The 20,352-nt window shown below is 58.0% G+C and carries 16 protein-coding genes; 14 read left to right on the top strand and 2 right to left on the bottom strand.

All coding sequences use genetic code 11. The features are described 5' to 3' along the window. Window positions 1–12 precede the first annotated feature (12 nt). The 3 genes from ISF27_RS04740 to ISF27_RS04730 are packed head-to-tail and all read left to right on the top strand — an operon-like array spanning window position 13 to window position 4,131. Complete coding sequence (locus ISF27_RS04740; RefSeq protein ID WP_194609543.1) at window positions 13–1,788, top strand: isopeptide-forming domain-containing fimbrial protein; 1,776 nt, start codon at window positions 13–15, stop codon at window positions 1,786–1,788. Continuing rightward, window positions 1,785–2,525, top strand: coding sequence for a class C sortase (locus tag ISF27_RS04735; protein ID WP_194609542.1), 741 nt, complete (start codon window positions 1,785–1,787; stop codon window positions 2,523–2,525). Before ISF27_RS04740 ends, ISF27_RS04735 begins: the two co-directional genes overlap by 4 nt. Before the next feature lie 40 nt (window positions 2,526–2,565). Then, on the top strand, window positions 2,566–4,131 hold the full coding sequence (locus ISF27_RS04730; protein WP_194609541.1) for a sortase domain-containing protein: 1,566 nt from the start codon (window positions 2,566–2,568) through the stop codon (window positions 4,129–4,131). A gap of 6 nt (window positions 4,132–4,137) precedes the next feature. Here the strand turns inward: ISF27_RS04730 and ISF27_RS04725 are convergent, their stop codons facing one another. Both ISF27_RS04725 and ISF27_RS04720 read right to left on the bottom strand, forming a co-directional pair. Then, window positions 4,138–4,713: a chromate transporter gene (locus ISF27_RS04725; protein ID WP_194609539.1), complete on the bottom strand. Its 576-nt coding sequence runs from the start codon at window positions 4,711–4,713 to the stop codon at window positions 4,138–4,140. Continuing rightward, window positions 4,710–5,315 carry a chromate transporter gene (locus tag ISF27_RS04720; protein ID WP_194609537.1) on the bottom strand — a complete coding sequence of 202 codons (606 nt, stop codon included), beginning with the start codon at window positions 5,313–5,315 and terminating at the stop codon, window positions 4,710–4,712. The genes ISF27_RS04725 and ISF27_RS04720 overlap by 4 nt, the downstream gene beginning before the upstream one ends. A gap of 599 nt (window positions 5,316–5,914) precedes the next feature. On the opposite strand from ISF27_RS04720, the gene rbr reads away from it, so the two are divergent. The 11 genes from rbr to pstA all read left to right on the top strand — a co-directional run bounded on the left by rbr (window position 5,915) and on the right by pstA (window position 20,317). After that, window positions 5,915–6,454 (top strand): rubrerythrin, encoded by a 540-nt coding sequence (rbr, locus tag ISF27_RS04715; protein WP_328701502.1) that lies wholly within the window; start codon window positions 5,915–5,917, stop codon window positions 6,452–6,454. A gap of 73 nt (window positions 6,455–6,527) precedes the next feature. After that, entirely contained in the window at window positions 6,528–8,276 is a 1,749-nt protein-coding gene (locus ISF27_RS04710; RefSeq protein WP_194609534.1) for an ABC transporter ATP-binding protein, read from the top strand. Window positions 8,277–8,287: 11 nt separating this feature from the next. Continuing rightward, entirely contained in the window at window positions 8,288–10,210 is a 1,923-nt protein-coding gene (locus ISF27_RS04705; protein WP_194609532.1) for an ABC transporter ATP-binding protein, read from the top strand. An 18-nt stretch (window positions 10,211–10,228) separates the two neighbouring features. Continuing rightward, window positions 10,229–11,605 carry an NAD(P)/FAD-dependent oxidoreductase gene (locus tag ISF27_RS04700; RefSeq protein ID WP_407926048.1) on the top strand — a complete coding sequence of 459 codons (1,377 nt, stop codon included), beginning with the start codon at window positions 10,229–10,231 and terminating at the stop codon, window positions 11,603–11,605. A 420-nt stretch (window positions 11,606–12,025) separates the two neighbouring features. Then, window positions 12,026–13,513 carry a carbon starvation CstA family protein gene (locus tag ISF27_RS04695; RefSeq protein WP_194609528.1) on the top strand — a complete coding sequence of 496 codons (1,488 nt, stop codon included), beginning with the start codon at window positions 12,026–12,028 and terminating at the stop codon, window positions 13,511–13,513. 51 nt (window positions 13,514–13,564) lie between these two features. Beyond that, window positions 13,565–14,620: an ATPase P gene (locus tag ISF27_RS04690; RefSeq protein WP_235986014.1), complete on the top strand. Its 1,056-nt coding sequence runs from the start codon at window positions 13,565–13,567 to the stop codon at window positions 14,618–14,620. Between the two features lie 23 nt (window positions 14,621–14,643). Continuing rightward, a complete protein-coding gene (locus ISF27_RS04685) occupies window positions 14,644–15,582 on the top strand; it encodes an AAA family ATPase (RefSeq protein WP_194609526.1) in 939 nt (312 codons plus the stop codon). 30 nt (window positions 15,583–15,612) lie between these two features. Continuing rightward, entirely contained in the window at window positions 15,613–17,391 is a 1,779-nt protein-coding gene (locus ISF27_RS04680) for a vWA domain-containing protein (RefSeq protein ID WP_194609524.1), read from the top strand. Between the two features lie 109 nt (window positions 17,392–17,500). Next, entirely contained in the window at window positions 17,501–18,439 is a 939-nt protein-coding gene (locus ISF27_RS04675; RefSeq protein WP_194609522.1) for a phosphate ABC transporter substrate-binding protein, read from the top strand. A 155-nt stretch (window positions 18,440–18,594) separates the two neighbouring features. Next, a complete protein-coding gene (gene pstC, locus ISF27_RS04670) occupies window positions 18,595–19,476 on the top strand; it encodes a phosphate ABC transporter permease subunit PstC (protein ID WP_194609520.1) in 882 nt (293 codons plus the stop codon). 1 nt (window position 19,477) lies between these two features. Next, complete coding sequence (gene pstA / locus ISF27_RS04665; RefSeq protein ID WP_194609518.1) at window positions 19,478–20,317, top strand: phosphate ABC transporter permease PstA; 840 nt, start codon at window positions 19,478–19,480, stop codon at window positions 20,315–20,317. The last annotated feature ends 35 nt before the right edge of the window (window positions 20,318–20,352 follow it).

Here is a 20,352-nt window from a genome sequence, read left to right as displayed (position 1 = left end):
GAGGAGGTGTGCATGAGAATTAGGAAGTTGTTTGCCGCTGCGGCAGCGGCGCTGTTCTTTACTGCGGCAGCGGGTACGGCTGCTTTTGCCGGCAATACGGGAAATAACGACAGGGATGATACCTGGGAAAGCCTGCATTTCTTTAAAGAAGCCACGCTGACGATTGAAAATTCAAAACCTGGGCATACGTACGAGGCCTATCAGATTTTCAAGGATGAGCGGATCGGATTTGAGACATTTTACTATGTGATCAACGCAGAATGGGGCAGAAATGTGGACGGCGACGCCATTGTCGCGGATCTGGAAAATGACAGCCGGGGATTTTACTGGGGGCTTGACCGGGTGAAGGACGGAAAAACCGCCTACACGGTCGCCCTGTATCTCTATGACAACAAGACACACCAGCCGGAAAAGAAGCTGAAAATTTTTGCCGGGATTGCGGCATCGGCACTCAATGGCGAAGCGCCTTTTGCCGTATCCGAGCACAAGGAAGGCTCCAATCTCTATACCATCCGGGTGGATGAGCCGGGATTCTACCTGATCCGGGACAGAATCACCGAGGACAGCCCGATCGCAGAAGGAGACGCCGCGACCAGCTATATCTGCTGGAAGGCAGACACAAAGACGATCAAAGTCAAGGCAGATGCCCCGAGCCTGGAAAAGAAGATCCTGGAGGGCAGCGAGGAGAAGGATACCAGCGAGGCGTCGATCGGCGATTCTGTGCAGTATCTTCTGAAATCCCGGGTACCGGATATGGAAGGCTATGATACCTATAGTTATGAGATCCGGGACACGCTGTCCGCGGGCCTGACCTTCCAGAATGATGTGAAGGTCATGATCGGGGGAAAGGAAGCGGATCCAGGCTGCGTCCATGTATCCAGCAGCGAAAATGCGGACAGGGCGACATCGATCAGCGTCCGGCTCGATCTCCTCGGACATTATGCTTATGATCCCGAGGCGGAGACGCCGATCCGTGTGACCTATTCGGCGTTGCTCAACACCGATGCTGTGATTGGCGGCACAGGCAACCCGAACGAGGCAAAGCTGATGTATTCCAACAATCCTGCGGAATCTGGCGAGGGACATGTGCCGAAGGGGAGTACGCCGCTCGACAAGGTCGTGACCTACACGGGGGCACTCCAGGTGATGAAGATGGACACCGTGACCGGGGATCCGCTTGCCGGCGCCGAGTTCCGGCTGACCGGGGAGAGCGTGAACCAGGTGAAGGTTGTGACAAAGACATTTACCCGGGATGACCGGGGCACCTACTATAAGCTCAAATCCGGCGCGTACACGCAGACTGCGCCGGAAGCGGGCAAGTCGGAGGCGTATGCGAGCACCAAGGAGCGCTACCGTGCCACGGAGAAGACGGAGATCCAGCAGAAGAAGGAAAATGTGGATGTGACGGCAGCGGTCGGGGAGGACGGCATCGTCCGGTTCGACGGCATCGGGTCGAGCGGGGCAAATGGCTACCAGCTGACGGAGACGAAAGCTCCGGATGGCTACCAGGGGCTGAGTAAACCGATCACCGTGTATGTGGATTGTGCGCTCCCAAAGACTGAGGATGATCCCACGTTCAGCACACCGGCAGCCTGGACCTTCCGGATCGGCAGCGGTGACGCGCAGGGCGCGGAGAACGGTGTAGTGAAGACCGTTGTGGAAAATGCGCCCCACGTGAACTATCCGGGCGCCGGCGGGAGGGGAACGGTCCTGCTGACGATTCTCGGCGTGTCGAGCCTTGCGGCTGCCATCGGCCTAGCGGCCGCTAACCGGCATAAGCGTTCATGAACGCGGAGGCTGGCATCTTCCGCCGTGACGGAAGGAAGAAACGATGGATGCTTCCGGGCCTCGTGCTGTTCTTTGGTGTCCTGGGCGTGAGCCTCCTGCTCTATCCTGCACTGGCAGACCTTCAGAACCGGAGATTCAACGGGCGGATGTACGGGGCTTACAGCCGGGAGGTCGGCGGCATGCCCACGGAGCAGATTGAAGCGATGTGGCGGGAGGCCGAGGAATATAACCGCCAGCTTCTGGAGGATCCGGCGCGGTTCCTCATGACGGAGGAGAAGACGGCGGAGTACCGCCGCCTCCTTGCGCCGGACGACACGGGAATCATGGGCCAGATCACGATTCCGGCGATCCACTGTCGGGAAGTGATCTATCACGGGACGGATGAGGGCGTCCTGCAGGTGGGTGCCGGACATCTTGCCGGATCCTCCCTGCCGGTCGGCGGGCGATCTGTACACACGGTGCTGGCAGGTCACCGGGGGCTGCCCTCCGCCCGGCTGTTTACCGATCTTGACCAGCTGGCTTACGGGGATGAATTTTTCCTGGATATCCTGGGAAGAACCCTGGTTTACCGGGTGGACCAGATCCTGGTCGTGGAGCCGGATGACCAGGAGCCGGTGGACATTTTCCCGGATCAGGATTACTGTACGCTGCTGACCTGTACGCCATACGGCGTGAATACGGAGCGGCTTCTCGTGCGGGGTGTCCGGGAGATTCCGGAGAGGGAAGGAGGAGGTTGAGATGAGGGCCGGATACCCGCTTCGGCGGAAAGGATTCTGGATGCGTGTATTGACAGGAATTGCCCTGATTCTGCTCGGGGTGGTCGCGCCGACGGAAATGATCGCCTATGCGGCAGGGGGAGGACAGGAGGAAAATACCTGCGCGGCGAGTATTCACGGGGCTCCCGCGGAAATGTCGTATTCCTTTTATCGCGTCGCCGAGTACCGGAGCGGCCATTTCTTGCCCGCGGACGGGTTTGAGCCGTATCCGGTCTATCTGGGAAACCTCGGGACGGAGGAGCTGCGCGCCGCGGCTGAAACGTACACTGCTTATGTGCGGAGAGACCATATCGCCCCGAGAGCGCAGGGAAAATCGGACATCCGGGGGAAACTGCGGGTCGATTTTCTGCCCGCGGGCCTTTACCTGGTTCTGGGCGGCCAGGTGGCAAGCGGCCAGAAGATCTATACCCCGGAACCGGTTCTTGTGACGCTTTTTTCCGGTGAGGCGGTTGGTGGCGGGGCAAAGGAAATCGAGATCAAATATTCGGTGCGGGAGATTCCTCCGGGCTCCCATTCCGGCGGGGGAAACCCGCCGGTTCCTGTGCCGCCGGCGGAAGAAAAACCGCCGGTCACGGTTGGGCTGATCGATATCAGCCTGACCGTGCGGAAGATCTGGAAAGATGGGGGAAGCGAGGCGGACAGGCCTGCACGCATCCGGGCGGATCTCCTGAAAGACGGGGAGATCTATGATGTGGCGGAACTCACCCGGGAAAATGGATGGACCTACACCTGGAAGAATATGGATCCTCTCGCCGATTACCGGATTGCCGAGGAGGTTCCGGCGGGATATTCGGTTGTTTCGGTCAGGGATGGCACCACGTTTTTTCTGACCAATTACCGGGGAAGGCTGCCATCCGAGCTTGCTAGGAAGAGAATTTCCCGCAGGGCGTGGAAAACTTCCGGCGCTGGGGAGAGGCTCCCGCAGACCGGACAGCCATGGCGGCGGGTCGCCCTGTGCGCGGTTTTCGGCCTGTTCTTCTTCCTGCTCGCGGGCGCGGGCGTTGTGGGAAATCTCCGGGAGAGCCGCGCGGCGGGACATGCCGCTTTTCGGGAGGCGGTCAAGGCGGAGAAGAGCATCCGCTCCCGGAGCGAAGAGCTGAGGGCAGCCCGCCGCGCTGCGCGCCGGGAAAATGCGGTTCCGGATTATGTCCTGGAGCCGGAGATTTCCCTTCCCGTGGTCGAGGTGGATGGAGATCCCTGTGTTGGTGTGCTGGAGATTCCGGCGCTCGGGATGAAGCTCCCTGTCGGGGCAGAGACGTCGGAGGACGCCTTAAGGCGCCACCCCTGCCTTTATTCCGGAACCGCCTATCGGGAGGATATGGTGATCTGCGGACACAATTACCGCTCCCAGATGGGAGCGGTAAAGAGGATGCCCGAGGGAACCGAAATCCGGTTCACCGATGCGGACGGGAATATGTTCTTTTATGAGCTTGCGGCGGCCGAGATCCTGAAGCCGGAGGAGGTCGGAAAGGCCACGGACGGGTCATTTCCCCTGACGCTCATCACCTGTACGGCAGGCGGGGAAAAGAGATGCGCGCTGCGCTGCCGGAAGGAATCCGGACGCTGAACCGGCTTACAGGGAGAACAGGATGCCGGCAGCGGCGGAGGCGGCGATGAAGACGATCGGGTGGAAGTTCCACTTTTTGTAGCAGATCCACACGACGGCCGCGAGGAGGATCAGCTTCCACTGGAAGAGTGAGAGAAGATTTCCCGTCTTCTCAAACAGCCCGGTGTTTAAGAGCGCGATCTTGGCCACGCCGATTCCCGCCGCGAGGATCAGGGCGGTGGAAGCCGGGCGGAGGCCGTAGAAGACCTTCTGCACACCCTGGGATTCCTTGAACTTTGTGAGAATCCTGGCGATGATCAGGATGACGATGATTGACGGTGCGACAAGGCCGAATGTGGAGACGAATCCTCCTTCCAGCCCCGCTGTTTTATAACCGACAAAGGTCGCCATATTGACGCCCATCGGTCCGGGCGTGGATTCCGACACGGCGACCATATCGGCGATATCCTTCGTGGTGAACCAGCCTGTCCTCACGCTCATCTCCTGGAGGAAGGGGAGCGTGGCGAGGCCGCCGCCGACCGCGAAAAGGCCGGTCCGGAAAAACGCAAAGAATAGCCGGAGATCCAGAAGAACTGCGCTCATGATTTTTTCTCCTTATCTTGTTCTTTTTCCGCGCCTGCGCCTGCCGCCGCTGCCGGCTTCCTCCGAAAATCCGGGCAGACCAGAAGTCCCGCCACACCGGCGAGGATGATCAGGAGAACCGTGGAAATATTGGTGAACAGGGAGAACCCGAGCACGGCGAGGAAGATGATCAGGCAGATGTGATCCTTGACAGATTTCCTGCCCAGCTTGATGACCGAATCAAAGATCAGGACGGTCACACAGGCGCGGATCCCGTTGAAGGCATGGGCAACTACGGGCAGCGAGGCGAAATTCGTCAGGAAAATCGTGATCAGCGTGATAATAGCAATGGAAGGGAAGACCACGCCGAAGGTGGCGATGACGCCGCCAATCGTGCCGCAGAGCCGGTAGCCGATAAAGGTCGCTGTGTTGACGGCGATCACGCCCGGCGTGCACTGCCCGATGGCATAATAATCCATCAGTTCATCTTCGGTTGCCCAGTGCCGTTTTTCCACAATCTCCCGCTGCAGGATCGGGAGCATGGCATAGCCGCCGCCGAAGGTGGTGACGCCGATCTGGCAGAAGACGAAGAAGAGATGCCAAAGCTGGTTCCATCGTTTCATAAATTAAATCCTTTCGTTTACCATAGGCGGAAACCCGCTACCTTCAGGTAGTGGGAGGAGCCTGGATGTGGTATAATTGACACTGAGCCACCTTTACAAGAGAAAACCGTTAGTTCCGGCTCAGAACGAGGCACTCTTTGTCCATTGAAAAGTATATATGAGGTTTTAATGTGAAATCCTAGCATTATGTAAAATATACTAAGGTTTAACATGTTTGTACTGCAAGGGAAGCTTTAGTACCTGGTACAGACAGTAACTACGAAATCGTAGTTACGGCAGAGCAAGCTTTGCCGTAAGGGGTGCTGTCAACCACCCCATGATGTAGCGCCACTTTAGATAGCAATATCTATTGGGGTGAAAGGTCGGAGACGCAAGTCGTTAGTACGACTAGGCAGTTACAAGCCCATGACCTTTAGGTCGTGGGTAGTTGACAATAACCTCCAACTCTTATCAACAAAACCATCGATAACTCTAACACAGAATCAATTGGTTGAACAGGGCTTTTTCGGAGGAGAAGTTCACAAAAGTTTCATTTTACAAAAAAAATTCCGTTTGATAAGATATAAGAAGCATAAAAATCAATTTTTTGGAGGTGGATGATGGAACTTAAAGGTAGTAAGACGGAGAAAAACCTCCTTGCCGCATTTGCCGGTGAGAGCGAGGCGAGAAATAAGTATACGTTCTATGCCAGCCAGGCGAAAAAGGACGGCTACGAGCAGATTGCCGCTTTCTTCGAGGAGACAGCCAATAATGAAAAAGAGCACGCGAAGCTCTGGTTCAAGGCCCTGCACGGCGGGGCAGTTCCGAAGACGCTCGAGAACCTGAAGGATGGCGCTGCGGGAGAGAACTACGAGTGGACCAGCATGTATCCGGAGTTCGCCAAGGTTGCCGAGGAGGAAGGCTTCACGGACATCGCGGCGACGATGCGCCGGATTGCCGAGGTGGAGAAGTCCCATGAGGAGAGATACCGCAAGCTCCTGGAGAACATCGAGAAGGATGTGGTCTTCAAGTCCGGTGAGGATACCGTATGGGTTTGCCGCAACTGCGGATACATCTATGTTGGCAAGGAAGCGCCGGAGCGCTGTCCTGCCTGCAATCACCCGAAGGCATACTTTGAGAGAAAGCAGAACAATTACTGATTCCTGAACGTATGACAGCTTTCGCTGAGCGCCGCCCGCAGTGGCGGCGCTCCTTCTGTGAATAGGATATGTTATGATCAAAACATTAACACGGCAGATCAGGGAGTTCAAGCTCCCCTCGCTCCTGACTCCGGTCTCGATGGTCGGAGAGGTTTTCTGTGAGATGCTGATCCCGGTGCTGATGGGGAGAATCGTGGATGAGGGCATCTACGGCGGCAATTTTTCTTATATCGTCTCCACCGGCTTAAAAATGCTTGCCATTGCCCTTCTCGGGCTCTTTTTCGGCATCATGGGCGGATTTTTCGGCGCAAAGGCTTCCGCCGGCTTTGCGAAAAATCTCCGGAAAGCCATGTTTGACAATATTCAGACTTTCTCTTTTTCCAATATTGACCATTTTTCCCCCTCCAGCCTGGTGACGCGGCTGACTACCGATGTCACCAATATCCAGAACGCCTACATGATGATCCTGCGGATGGCAGTACGCGGCCCGATGTCGATGGTCATCGCGATGATTATGGCAACGGTCATCAGTCCGCGGATCGCTTCAATTTATCTGATCGCGGTGCTCCTCCTCGGCTGTTTCATGATCTTCATGATGGGCACGACCAACCGGTATTTTCACCAGGTCTTTGAAAAATACGATGAGCTGAATGCCTCGGTTGAGGAAAATGTCACTGCGGTCCGCGTGGTGAAATCGTATGTCCGGGAGGATTACGAGATCGGGAAATTCCAGAAGGCCAGCCTCAATATTTACCGGCTGTTCTGCCGGGCGGAGCTCCGGCTCGCCCTGGTGAACCCGGCCATGAACGCCGCGGTCTACGGCTGCATCCTGCTGATCAGCTGGGCCGGTGCCCATATGATCATCTCGAGGACACTGACCACCGGCGAGCTGATGAGCCTTCTGGCCTACTGTATGAACATCCTGATGAGCCTCATGATGCTCGCGATGGTGTTCGTCATGATCACCCTGTCTGAGGCGAGCGCGAAGCGGATTGCCGAGGTCATCGAGGAGAAGAGCGAGATCCGGAATCCGGAAAATCCGGTGATGCGGGTGCCCGACGGGAGCGTCGAGTTCCGGCAGGTGGATTTTGCCTATGACCGAGGCGCCGGGAAGCCGGTTCTCCGGGAGATTAACCTCAGCATCAGATCCGGCGAGAGCGTAGGCATCATCGGCGCGACCGGGTCGGCAAAATCCTCCCTGGTCAGCCTGATCAGCCGTCTCTATGACGTGACGGCGGGAGAAGTGCTGGTCGGCGGGATTGACGTCCGCAATTACGATCTTGAGGTGCTGAGAGACCAGGTGTCGGTCGTCCTCCAGAAGAACACCCTGTTCTCCGGGACCATCTACGATAATCTCCGCTGGGGTGATCCGAAGGCCACGGACGAGGAGTGCAGGAGAGCCTGCCGTCTCGCCTGCGCGGACGAATTCATCGACAAGATGCCCGAGGGCTACAACACCTGGATCGAGCAGGGAGGCGCGAACGTCTCCGGCGGTCAGCGGCAGCGCCTCTGCATCGCCCGCGCACTGCTCAAGAAGCCGAAAATCCTGATTCTCGACGATTCGACCAGCGCTGTGGACACCGCCACCGACGCGAAGATCCGGAAGGCCTTCGCGGAGGAGATCCCGGACACCACCCGGATCATCATCGCGCAGCGGATTTCGAGCGTGCAGGACTGTGACCGGATCATCGTCATGGAGGACGGCACGATCAGCGGCTTCGGCACGCATGAGGAAATGCTCCGGACGAACGCGATCTACCGGGAGATCTATGAGTCCCAGACCGGTGCCGGGAGCGACGCGGATTTTGACCGAAAGGAGTGAGCGGGAGGACTATGGCAGAAGAAAAAGCAAGAGTCGTCCGCGGCCATGGGCCGCGGCGGGGGCTTCCGCACCAGAAGGTGGACAATGCCGGGAAGATCTTCCAGCGGCTGATGAAGTATGTTCTTCAGTATTACCGGTTCTCCCTGCTTGTTGTTGCCGCCTGCATTTTGATCAGCGTGATCGCCAATGTGCAGGGGACGATGTTCACGAAAACCCTGATCGATACCTATATTACCCCGATGACCGGGCAGGCGGATCCGGATTACGGCCCGCTCCTTCGGGCGGTGCTCCGGGTAGCGGCGTTTTACCTGGTCGGCATCCTCGCGGCCTACGTGCAGGCGCGGACCATGGTCTTCGTCGCCCAGGGCACGATGCGCCGCCTGAGAAATGACCTCTTTGCCCACATGGAGAAGCTTCCGATCCGGTATTTCGATACCCACGCCAACGGGGATATCATGTCGATCTATACCAACGACATCGACACGCTCAGGCAGATGATCAGCCAGTCCCTGCCGCAGCTCTTTTCGAGCGGCATCACGGTGGTGAGCATTTTCCTGATGATGCTTGTGCTGAACATTCCCCTGACCCTGATCACGGTCGGCGTCGTCGGGCTCATGCTGTTCGCCTCGGGGCGGGCGGCGAAGATTTCCGGAAAAAATTTCGTTGCCCAGCAGGGCAATCTGGGGAAGCTCAACGGCTTCATCGAGGAGATGATGGCCGGGGAGAAAGTGGTGAAGGTCTTCAATCATGAGGCGGCCGCCATCGAGAGCTTTGACCGGTTGAATGAGGAGCTCTATCGCAGCGCTTACACGGCGAATGCGTATTCCAATATTCTCGGCCCGATCAACGCCCAGCTGGGAAATGCCAGCTACGTGCTCTGCGCCCTGGTCGGCGGCATTCTCGCGCTCAATCAGTGGGCGGGATTCACGGTCGGCGGCCTGGCGAGCTTCCTGACCTTCAATAAGAATTTCGGCATGCCTATCAACCAGGTCAGCATGCAGCTCAACGCCATCATCATGGCGCTCGCAGGCGCGGACAGGATCTTCAAGCTCCTCGACCAGGAGCCGGAGGCTGACGACGGCTATGTGACCCTGGTCAACTGCCGGGAGAAGCCGGACGGCACGCTGGAGGAGGCCGGGGAGCGGACCGGCCGCTGGGCGTGGAAGCATTTCCACAAGGACAGCGGGACGACGGAATACCGGCCCCAGCAGGGCGATGTGGAGTTCAATGATGTCGATTTCGGGTATACTGACGATGTGATCGTGCTCCACAACATCGTCCTCCGCGCCGAGCCGGGGCAGAAGATTGCCCTCGTCGGCTCCACCGGTGCGGGCAAGACGACCATCACGAACCTGATCAACCGGTTTTACGACATCCAGGACGGCAAGATCCGCTACGACGGCATCAATATCAATAAGATCAGGAAGGCTGACCTCCGACGGTCCTGGGGGATGGTTCTCCAGGACACGCACCTGTTCTCCGGGACGGTGCGGGAGAATATCCGGTACGGCCGCCTGGATGCCACGGATGACGAGGTTGTCGCGGCGGCGAAGCTGGCCAATGCGGACGGCTTTATCCGTCGTCTCCCCAAGGGGTATGACACCATGCTCCGGGGGGACGGCGCGAATCTCTCCCAGGGGCAGCGCCAGCTCCTCGCCATCGCGCGGGCGGCGATCAGCAACCCGCCGGCGCTTATCCTGGACGAGGCGACGAGCTCGATCGATACCCGCACCGAGAAGATTGTCCAGGGCGGCATGGACCGCCTGATGAAGGGGCGGACGACCTTTGTGATTGCCCACCGGCTCTCCACGATCCGCAACGCGGACCGGATCATTGTCCTCGAGCAGGGCAGGATCGTCGAGCAGGGAAACCACGAGGAGCTCCTGCGGAAGAAGGGAAGATACTACCAGCTGTATACAGGAAAAAATCAATAAGGATCACGCAAGGGAGGTTTGTCCATGTATGATGTTTTAATTATCGGCGCTGGCCCGGGCGGCATTTATGCCGCCTACGAGCTGATGAAGCTGCAGCCGGAGCTCAAGGTCATCGTCTTTGAGACCGGCCATTCGCTGGAGAAGCGCCGCTGCCCGATCGACGGAGTGAAGGTGAAATCCTGCATCAACTGCCCGGTCTGCTCGATCATGACCGGCTTTGGCGGTGCCGGCGCTTACTCGGACGGCAAATATAATATCACGAACGATTTCGGCGGCACGCTCTACGAGTATATCGGCAGGGAGAAAGCGCTCGACCTGATGCACTATGTAGACGAGATCAACATGAGCCACGGCGGCGAGGGGACGAAGATTTATTCCACCGCGGGCACGAAGCTCAAGAAAATCTGCATGCAGAACCAGCTGATGCTGCTGAACGCCCAGGTCCGCCACCTGGGCACCGACATCAACTACGTTGTCCTCCAGAATCTCTACAACGAGCTGAAGGATAAAGTGGAGTTCCGCTTTGACACCCGCGTCCATCACCTGGAGAAGCTGGAAAATGGCTACCGGGCGGAGTACGAGGGCGGATACGCAGACGCGGAGAAGTGCATTATCTCCGTCGGCAGAAGCGGGAGCAAATGGATGCAGACTGTCTGCCGCGATCTTGACATCGCGACGAAGTCAAACCGGGTGGATCTCGGCGTCCGGGTGGAGCTTCCGGCGGAAATCTTTTCCTCCATCACGGACGAGCTCTACGAGAGCAAGATTGTCTACCGGACGAAGAAATTCGAGGACAATATCCGCACGTTCTGCATGAACCCCAGAGGCATCGTGGTCAACGAGAACACGAACGGGATCATCACGGTGAACGGGCACAGCTTCGAGGATGAGTCGAGAAAGACCGACAATACGAACTTCGCGCTCCTCGTCTCCAAGCATTTCTCGGAGCCGTTCAACGATTCCAACAGCTACGGCGAGAGCATCGCGCGGCTCTCCAATATGCTCGGCGGCGGGGTGATCCTTCAGCGCTTCGGCGACCTCGAGCGCGGGCGGAGGAGTACCGTGAAGCGGATTCAGGAGTGCACGGTGCACCCGACGCTGAGCGCGACCCCGGGAGACCTGTCCCTCGTGCTTCCGAAGAGGATTCTCGACGGGATCATCGAGATGATCTACGCGCTCGACAGGATCGCGCCGGGCACGGCCAACGACGACACGCTTCTCTACGGCGTGGAGGTCAAGTTCTATAACATGTCGGTCGACCTGAACGAGCGGCTGGAGACCCGCTATCCCGGGCTCTATGTCATCGGCGACGGGAGCGGGGTGACGCATTCCCTGTCCCACGCCTCCGCGAGCGGGGTATTTGTCGCGGACGAGATTGTCGGCAAGGCAGAGTAAATCGCATAACGGGAATTCCCACACCCGGAGAGGCGAAGCCTCACGGGACAGGGGGATCCGGATGCCTGCGGCGGGGAGGAGAGCTCCCCGCCGCTTTTTGGGTGCGCCCGGCGGCGGAGGGTGGGAATTTTCGGGTTAATGTCCAGGCTCCGTGCATTGGGGGATATTGCCAATAAATTTCTGCGGAGAGGAAGAAATAAATTTCCGTGAACTTTAGTTACTTTAGAGAATATTTATATTTACCGTTATTATCCCCAGGAAAATTAGCTATAGACTGAAATAATATAGGCAGAATACACAAGAAATATCGCAAATTTTGGCCGTTTTTCATCTTGTGCATCTTTCACAACGAGACTACACTGTAGGCGATCGATGAAAGGCATGTGCCATTTCATCAAATTTATCGAAAGGGGTTTTGTTATGGTAAGCTTTATTCTCTGTCTCCTGCTGCTGATCGGCGGCTACTTCACCTACGGCAAGTTCGTGGAGAATACCTTCGGTCCGGACGACCGCGAGACGCCGGCAGTCGCCATCAACGATGGCGTCGATTACGTTGTCATGCCGGAGTGGAAGCTGTTTATGATCCAGCTCCTCAACATCGCCGGCCTCGGCCCGATCTTCGGCGCCATGCAGGGCGCTGAGTGGGGACCGATCGTCTTCCTCTGGATTACCTTCGGCACGATCTTTGCGGGCGGCGTGCACGATTACATGTCCGGTATGCTCTCCGAGAGAAACCGCGGCGAGTCGATCTCTGAGGTTACCGGCCAGTACCTCGGCCCGGTCATGAAGAACATCATGAGAGCCTTCTCGGTTGTCCTCCTGGTGATGGTCGGCACCGTATTTGCCGTCGGCCCGGCGGGACTTCTGGTCACCCTGTGCAAGAACAGCGGAGCTACGGGCATCCTGATCAAGTCCGCATTCTGGCTGGCCATTATCCTGACGTATTACTTTATCGCAACCTTCATTTCCATCGATAAGATCATCGGTAAGATTTACCCGATCTTCGGCGTCTGCCTGATCATCATGGCGGTCGGTGTTGCCATCGGCCTTCCGCTGAACGGCTATCACACCCCGGAAATCTGGAGCCACTTCTACAACATGCATCCGGCGGCGACACCGGTCTGGTCCTTCATGTTCATCACCGTAGCCTGCGGCGCGATCTCCGGATTCCATTCCACACAGTCCCCGCTGATGGCGAGATGCATGAAGAGTGAGAAGCAGGGCCACTTCGTCTTCTACGGCGCCATGACTGCCGAGGGCATCATCGCCCTGGTTTGGGCAGCGGCAGGCTGCTCGATCTACGAGACCTCCGCGAACGCGGCCGGGGTGCTCGTGAACAGCGGCCTTGCGGAAATCCTGAAAGACGGACAGTCCGCGGCGATCTATGATGTCTGCTCGAAGACCATGGGCGGCATCGGCATTGTCCTCGCCATGCTGGGCGTTATCGCCTGCCCGATCACTTCCGGGGATACGGCCTTCCGTTCCGCACGGCTTACCCTCGCCGACTGGATGGGCATGAGCCAGGAACATGCGGCTAACCGCCTGAAGCTCTGCATCCCGGTTCTCGGGATCGGCGCCTTCCTTGGTTTTGGACAGTCCTTTGGCCTGTTCAGCTACGCGGTCATCTGGAGATACTTCTCCTGGACAAACCAGACGCTGGCCATGATCGTTCTCTGGTCCGCATCCATGTATCTGGCGATGGAACACAAGAACTTCTGGATTACCGCTGTTCCGGCAACCTTCATGAGCGCGGTTTCCGTAACTTACTTTGTTATGGCAAAGGAGTGCCTGGGCATGATTCCTGCCCTGACCTTGAATACGGCAGTTGCCTATCCGGCGGGTGTCATCGCCGCGGTCATTTTCCTGGCAATCTTCCTGAGCAAGTCCAAGAAATACAGAACTGCGTAAGGAACGTTAGTGTGCTATAATTGCATAAGTCCATCAGAGGGTGGCGGGAAAATGGAAACATTTTCCCACCACTTTGCGGTTTTCAGAGAGGTGAATGTGATGCTGTTTGTCCCGAAACCCCTCGGGAACATTGTGCTTAAGCGGGATGTCCTGGAGGAGGATAAAAAGAAGTGCCTGAAGATCGGCCCCTGTGGGATCGGGAAGAAGGCGGTCTATCTGAACAGCTTCTATATCGACCGCTGCTATTATGTGGCTTACGCGGACATCCGGCGCTGCTTTAAGAGAGTCGCGATGTCGAAGGGCGGTTATTCCGGAAAGGGTGCCTTCGGCAGCATGGCTTATCTTGTTGTCCAGATGTCAGACGGAACCGAAAAGCAGTGCAATTTCAAGTTTGAAGACCAGGTTGACCAGTTCCTGCGGGTGCTTGCTGAGGATCATCCGGAGATCCCGACCCACAGCGCCGCCGCGGAGAAGAAGCTCGCCGAGGCGGAAGAAGCGGAGAAGAAGAAATATCTGCAGGAGCTTTCCCCGGAGGCGGAGCGCTCCGTGGGGAATCTCCGGAGCGCGCAGGATTATCTGGACAGAAATCCGGATCTGTCGAGGCAGCTGGCTTATGCCGCGAGGGAGAAGCGGACGATCGACCGGATCAATCCGACCTACCAGATTTTTGCCGTGATCATTGTACTGGCGGCGGCAGCAGCGGTCGCATTTGGTATCTGGGCGATGCTGAACCGCAAGGGATGGGCGGTCTACTTCGTCCTGTTCGGCTTCGCGTTTATTTTCCTGGTTTCGGCGACGCGGATCCTGCCGACGGCAGGAAGGAACCGCCGGTCCGCCCAGAGGGACTGGGACCAGGCGCTCTCGGAAATGCGTGCTTTTGTGTCTGAGGATCCGGGATTTCCCATCCCCGCGCAGTACGCGCACCCGATCGTGCTGGAGCGGATGATCCGGGCGATCCGGATGGGCCGCGCGGTGACGGTGGCAGAGTCCCTCACTGTGGTCAAGGAGGACTTAAAAGCCCTCAATTCCCAGGTGAAGGTCTCCCAGAAGGAATACGACGAGGTGGTGGCGGTAAAGCCGCTGTTTCTTGTCATGAATTATGAATAGAGAGAGTAGAGGAAAATCCTGTCATGGCTGATGAACATCGCTTGGAAGAACTCCTGGAATTTCTGCGGAAGGAGGGGGTCCCGGAGACCCTGGTTGACGGTGTAAGGAAATATCGTGCCGATTATCCGGTTCCCCCGGAGGCGGCGGACCGAGTGCCCTGCCCGGATTACCGGTATTACGGAAAAGCGGTCTGGGAGAAGGCGCTGGCGGTGCTTCTCACGGGGGAAAATCTTCTCCTGGCGGGACCGAAAGCGACCGGGAAGAACGTCCTTGCTGAAAATCTCGGCCTGGTTCTCGGCCGCCCATGCTGGAATATCAGCTTCCACATCAATGTTGACGCTGCCTACCTGATCGGGTCAGACACCTTCGACGGCAGCAGGGTCGTCTTCCGTCCGGGGCCGGTGACGCTCTGTGCCAGGAACGGGGGCATCGGCATTCTGGATGAAATCAACATGGCGAAGAACGAGGCGCTCGCCGTACTTCATGAGACGCTGGATTTCCGGCGGGAGATTGAGATTCCGGGCTATGACCGGATCCCGCTCGACCCGGCGTGCCGGTTTATCGGGACGATGAATTACGGCTATGCGGGTACCAGGGAAATGAACGAGGCGCTGACCAGCCGCTTCGCGGTGTTGGATATGCCGGTGATTGACGAGGACGACCTGGCACGGCTGATTACAGATCAGTTCCCAACAATGAAGAGGAGCGCCCGCGGGCAGTTTATCAGGCTTTTCTACGAGCTGGAGAAAAAGACGGAGAATGCCGAGATTTCCGACCGATCACTTGACCTCAGGGGCATGCTGGATGCCATCCGGCTGATTTCCGTGGGGATCTCCGCGGGAGACGCCCTGGATATGTGTATCACCAACAAGACCTTCGACCGGTACGAGCAGGGGCTCATCCGGGATGTCATCCGGGCGAGGATCCCGGAGAAGCTGGCCGGGAAGGATATCTTTGCCTGAAAACGGCGGAAGGATGCGGATGCCTGACTTATGCTGAGAAGACATTACAGCGGCGAGCAGCGCCGCGCGCTCAATATCATCTGGAATGCGGCGGGCCGATACGACTTCGACCCGCCCTTCATGGCCTTTGACGAGCACGGAAATGCCGATTTCTATATGAATACCGTGATCGGCCTTGCCGAAAAGTGGCTGGACATGGGGAAACTTTCCCGCTTTTTTGAAAGCTTCGCGGCAAGCCCCCGGGCAAATGCCTTTGACGAGGTTTGCTGGCTCGGGATTGAGAACTGCGTCTACGAGAAGGAAATTCCGGAGAGGCCCATTCTCCAGGCGCTCCGCCGGGATCACGCGGAGGACTTCTTCCGGTATCGCGAGACGCTGTCCCGGCAGGAGATGATGAGCCGGAATATGCGGGTATTCACCCAGCGGGAGGCGCGATTTGCCATGGCCTGCGGACGGAAGCTCCCGATCCTTGCCCCTTGGGAGAGGGAGCTCTATGATGGGCTGATGCTCCCCGGGGATCTCGACACCGACGGCCTGATCGACAGGCTGCAGGAGATCCTGATCCGGTATTTCCGCTTTGACGATTTCTCCCTTGGCGGTGAGCGGGGGAGAACCGTGCTTTCCGAAGCGGCCGGCAATGTTCTCCGCCGGTTTTTCCACAGGGAGGTCAAGCACGTGGACTCCGCGGTGATCCGGATGGCCGCGCCGGCGGAGGGAGACGGCCATGCCGATGTGCACAGCGCGTCTCTCCGGGAAAAGCATGACGCGCTCCGCACGGAGGAGGATGAGGAGTACATCCGAGCCTGCTTCGGGGAGAGCATCTACGGGCAGAAGGAGCGCCGCGCGATGGATAATGCCCTCTGCAGCGGTGCCCACGGGGATTGCAGGCTCTGGTTTACCCGGGGAGAGCCGGCGAAAAACGCCGGAGCCTTCGAGGACGCTGTCCGCGCCGCCCATGACGCCGCGGAGCAGCGGAGAAAAAACGAGGCATACTTTTCCTCCTCCGGGGTGCTGATCGCCTCCGGCATCCGTCGGCTGTCCTCCCGCCTCCAGGTCATCCTGGAGAGCTTCGAGCAGCCGCTCCCGGTGCAGGCAAGATCCGGGCGGCTGTCCTCCGGGCGCGCCTGGCGCCTTGGTGTCCTGGATGATCCTTACGTTTTCGAGAAGCCGGGGGATGAGGTCGAGCACAGGTTGAAGGTAGACCTGCTTCTTGACGCCTCCTCCTCCCGGCTGGGCTCCCAGGAGGAGATTGCCGCCCAGGCGTATATCCTGGCGGGAAGCCTCGCCGAATGCCACGTCCCGGTGCGGGTCACGGCTTTCCGCAGCCTCCGGGGCTATACCGTGCTCCAGCTCCTCAAGGATTACGGGGAGAAGGATATCCGCCGCCTGACCGCCTATTACGCATCCGGCTGGAACCGGGACGGGCTCGCGATCCGGGCCGCCGCGGACCGGATGAAGGCGGGGGAATCCGCGGGGGAAGGTTACGTTTCGCCGGAGCACGAGTTTGACGGCAGGATCCTGATTGTCCTTACCGACGCCCACCCGGATGATTCCACCAGGATGCCCCCGGACGAGGGGAATATTTTCCCCCGGGAGTACGACGGCGCAGCCGCGGTGAACGAAACCGCGGAGACAGTGAAGGCGCTCCGGAAGCGGGGGCTTACGGTCTGTGCCATTTTCCTCGGCCTCACCGGATATCTGGAGAATCTCCATGTGATCTATGGGGATTCCTGCGTCCGCATCCAGAAGGTGTCCCAGCTCGCGGCGGGCGCGGCGGAGCTTCTGGAGAAAATTCTCCGGGAAGAATAGGTGCACTTTACAGGAAATTTACATTGTAATGATATTGGATTTGATCTTCCTCCACTAGTATGTAGTTGTCTGAGACAGCAGGACACATACTAAAGGAGGAATTTTTAATATGAAGAAGACAAAGCAGATTCTCGCGGCAACAGTTTCCGTGATGTGCATGGCAGCAGCAGTCGGCTGCGGCAGCAGCGGTTCCGCGACGACAACGGCAGCGGCGGGCACAAAATCCGCGGAGACCACGAAGTCGGCAGCGGCGGACACAAAGGCCGCGGAGTCCACGAAGGCAGCTGCTGGCGGCAATCTGTCCGGCACCGTGACCACGAACGGATCCACTTCCATGGAGGAAGTGATTGGTGCCCTGTCTGAACAGTTCATGTCGGATAACCCGGGCGTGACTGTCACCTATGATGCCACCGGTTCCGGCACAGGCATCGAGCAGGCAAGCAACGGTGGCTGCGATATCGGCCTTGCCTCCAGAGACCTGAAGGATGATGAGAAGGCGAAGGGCCTTGAGCAGACCACGATCGCCCTGGACGGCATTGCCATCATCGTCAACGAGAATAACCCGCTGGAGGACATCTCCATCGACCAGATCGCTTCCATTTACACCGGCGAGACGACCAACTGGAAGGATGTCGGCGGCAGCGATTCCGAGATCGCGGCGATCGGCCGTGAGGCAGGTTCCGGCACCCGCGACGGCTTCGAGTCGATCACAGGCACAAAGGATAAATGCAAGCTTTCCCAGGAGCTGACCTCCACCGGCGCGGTGATCGAGGGGGTAAAGAACTCCCCGAACGCGATCGGTTATGCTTCCTTCTCCTCTGTGGAGAACCAGAGCGGCATCAAGGTTCTCAATGTCGAGGGCGTGCAGTGCAGCGAGGATACCATCGCTGACGGCTCTTACAAGATCCAGAGAGACTTCAACCTGATCACCAAGAACGGCGAAACCCTGAGCCCGGCAGCACAGGCATTCTATGACTACTGCACTTCCGCGGACTCTGCGGACCTGATCAGCGGCGCCGGTGTCGTTCCGGCAACAAAGAAGAATTGATGAAACGGTAATCCATACATCCGCCTGAGGATTCAGACGGGATACCGCCACGGACTTTCTGCGAAGGTTCGTGGCGGTATCCGTACCAGGCGGTCCTCTTCCGGACAGAGAAAAAACGGAAATATTCGCGGCTTTTCAGGAAAGCAGGTAAACATATGAAAAAGGTTTCTGCGGGAAGGCGGGTTTCGGAGATCATCCCCCATGCGCTCTTCTTCATCTGCGGCGCCATGGCGGTGGCCTTCGTGATCGCCATCTCCATCTATCTGGTGATTTCCGGGCTCCCGGCGATCGGCCAGATCGGCATTGGAAATTTCCTCTTCGGCACGGTGTGGGCATCCACGGCCGCGGATCCGAAATACGGGATTCTCCCCTTCATTTTAACCAGTTTCTACGGCACCTTTCTCTCGGTGCTGATCGGCGTGCCGATCGGTCTCATGGTTGCCGTCTACCTCTCCAAGGCGGCACCGAAGCGGATCGCCGCGGTGATCCGCACGGCGGTACAGCTCCTTGCCGGTATTCCCTCGGTGGTTTACGGCCTCGTCGGCATGATCGTGCTGGTTCCGGGAATCCAGAGGGCTTTCCGCCTCTCCTCCGGGGCGACCCTTCTGGCAGCGATCGTCGTCCTGGTGATCATGATCCTCCCCTCGATCATCAATGTCTCGGAGACAGCGCTCCAGGCTGTCCCCAAAGAGTATGAGGAAGCGTCGCTTGCGCTCGGCGCGACGAGAGTGGAGACCTGGTTCAAGGTGTCTGTGCCGGCGGCGAGATCAGGCATCGCCGCAGCGATCGTCCTCGGTGTCGGCCGTGCGATCGGCGAGGCTATGGCCATCATCATGGTCTCGGGGAATGTCGCCAACATGCCCGGGCTCTTAAAGCCGGTGCGGTTTATGACCACGGCGATCGCCTCCGAGATGTCTTACGCTTCCGTGGGATCTCTGCAGAGAAATGCGCTGTTCTCGATCGGTCTTGTCCTTTTTATTTTTATCATGATCATCAATATTGTCCTGAACATCTTCATCAAGGGAAGGAGCAAGTGATATGGATTTGCGCCGAAAATTGTACAACCGGTTCATGACGGTCATTCTCTATTTCTTTTCCGCGCTGACCGTTGTTCTTCTGGCCTTTCTGATCGGGTACATTTTCTATAAGGGAATTCCAAACATCAGCTGGCAGTTCCTCACCACACAGATCAGCTACCGTAACCACACGATCGGCATCCTGCCGAATATCCTGAACACCCTGTATATCATCATCGTGACGATGGTGATTGTCCTTCCCCTCTCCGTCGGCGCGGCGATCTACCTGACGGAATACGCCGCCAATAAGAAGATCGTGGCGGTTCTGGAATTTGCCACCGAGACACTCTCCGGCATCCCGTCCATTATCTTCGGCCTGGTCGGCATGCTGATGTTCATCCAGGTGCTTGGCCTGCAGCCCGGGATCCTGGCCGGCGCATTTACCCTGGTGATGATGAACATCCCGACGATCCTCCGTACAACGCAGGAGAGCCTGAAAACTGTCCCGGACAGCTACCGCGAGGGCTCTCTCGCCCTCGGCGCCGGCAAATGGCACATGATCCGCACCGTGGTTCTCCCGAATGCCATCGACGGGATTGTTACCGGATGTATCCTGGCGGTCGGCCGGATTGTCGGCGAATCCGCCGCCCTCCTGTTCACCGCAGGCTTCGGGCTGAAGCTGCTCGGGTTTGCGGATGCCCTGCAGACATCCTCGGCGACGCTGACCGTTGCCCTCTATGTCTATGCCAGCGAGCGAGGGGAAACCGGCGTTGCCTTCGGGATCGCCGTGATCCTGATCCTGCTGACACTTCTCATGAACTTTCTGGCTGAGATTGCAGCGAGAAAGCTGAGAAAAGTTTGATTCCGTATTTCCGTATAAGGTAAGGGACAATACCC

This window comes from Clostridium vitabionis (assembly GCF_015351765.1).
Lineage (GTDB): Bacteria > Bacillota > Clostridia > Lachnospirales > Lachnospiraceae > Clostridium_R > Clostridium_R vitabionis.
This window is presented reverse-complemented; position numbering and strand designations above follow the sequence as displayed.

Bases quoted from the DNA above. Each gene is read 5' to 3' on its own strand.
- pstC (WP_194609520.1), top strand. From the start codon at position 18,595: ATGAAAAAGGTTTCTGCGGGAAGGCGGGTTTCGGAGATCATCCCCCAT.
- ISF27_RS04675 (WP_194609522.1), top strand. From the start codon at position 17,501: ATGAAGAAGACAAAGCAGATTCTCGCGGCAACAGTTTCCGTGATGTGC.
- ISF27_RS04705 (WP_194609532.1), top strand. From the start codon at position 8,288: ATGGCAGAAGAAAAAGCAAGAGTCGTCCGCGGCCATGGGCCGCGGCGG.
- rbr (WP_328701502.1), top strand. From the start codon at position 5,915: ATGGAACTTAAAGGTAGTAAGACGGAGAAAAACCTCCTTGCCGCATTT.
- ISF27_RS04685 (WP_194609526.1), top strand. From the start codon at position 14,644: ATGGCTGATGAACATCGCTTGGAAGAACTCCTGGAATTTCTGCGGAAG.
- ISF27_RS04725 (WP_194609539.1), bottom strand. From the start codon at position 4,713: ATGAGCGCAGTTCTTCTGGATCTCCGGCTATTCTTTGCGTTTTTCCGG.
- ISF27_RS04710 (WP_194609534.1), top strand. From the start codon at position 6,528: ATGATCAAAACATTAACACGGCAGATCAGGGAGTTCAAGCTCCCCTCG.
- ISF27_RS04695 (WP_194609528.1), top strand. From the start codon at position 12,026: ATGGTAAGCTTTATTCTCTGTCTCCTGCTGCTGATCGGCGGCTACTTC.
- ISF27_RS04735 (WP_194609542.1), top strand. From the start codon at position 1,785: ATGAACGCGGAGGCTGGCATCTTCCGCCGTGACGGAAGGAAGAAACGA.
- pstA (WP_194609518.1), top strand. From the start codon at position 19,478: ATGGATTTGCGCCGAAAATTGTACAACCGGTTCATGACGGTCATTCTC.
- ISF27_RS04740 (WP_194609543.1), top strand. From the start codon at position 13: ATGAGAATTAGGAAGTTGTTTGCCGCTGCGGCAGCGGCGCTGTTCTTT.
- ISF27_RS04680 (WP_194609524.1), top strand. From the start codon at position 15,613: ATGCTGAGAAGACATTACAGCGGCGAGCAGCGCCGCGCGCTCAATATC.
- ISF27_RS04690 (WP_235986014.1), top strand. From the start codon at position 13,565: ATGGAAACATTTTCCCACCACTTTGCGGTTTTCAGAGAGGTGAATGTG.
- ISF27_RS04730 (WP_194609541.1), top strand. From the start codon at position 2,566: ATGCGTGTATTGACAGGAATTGCCCTGATTCTGCTCGGGGTGGTCGCG.
- ISF27_RS04720 (WP_194609537.1), bottom strand. From the start codon at position 5,315: ATGAAACGATGGAACCAGCTTTGGCATCTCTTCTTCGTCTTCTGCCAG.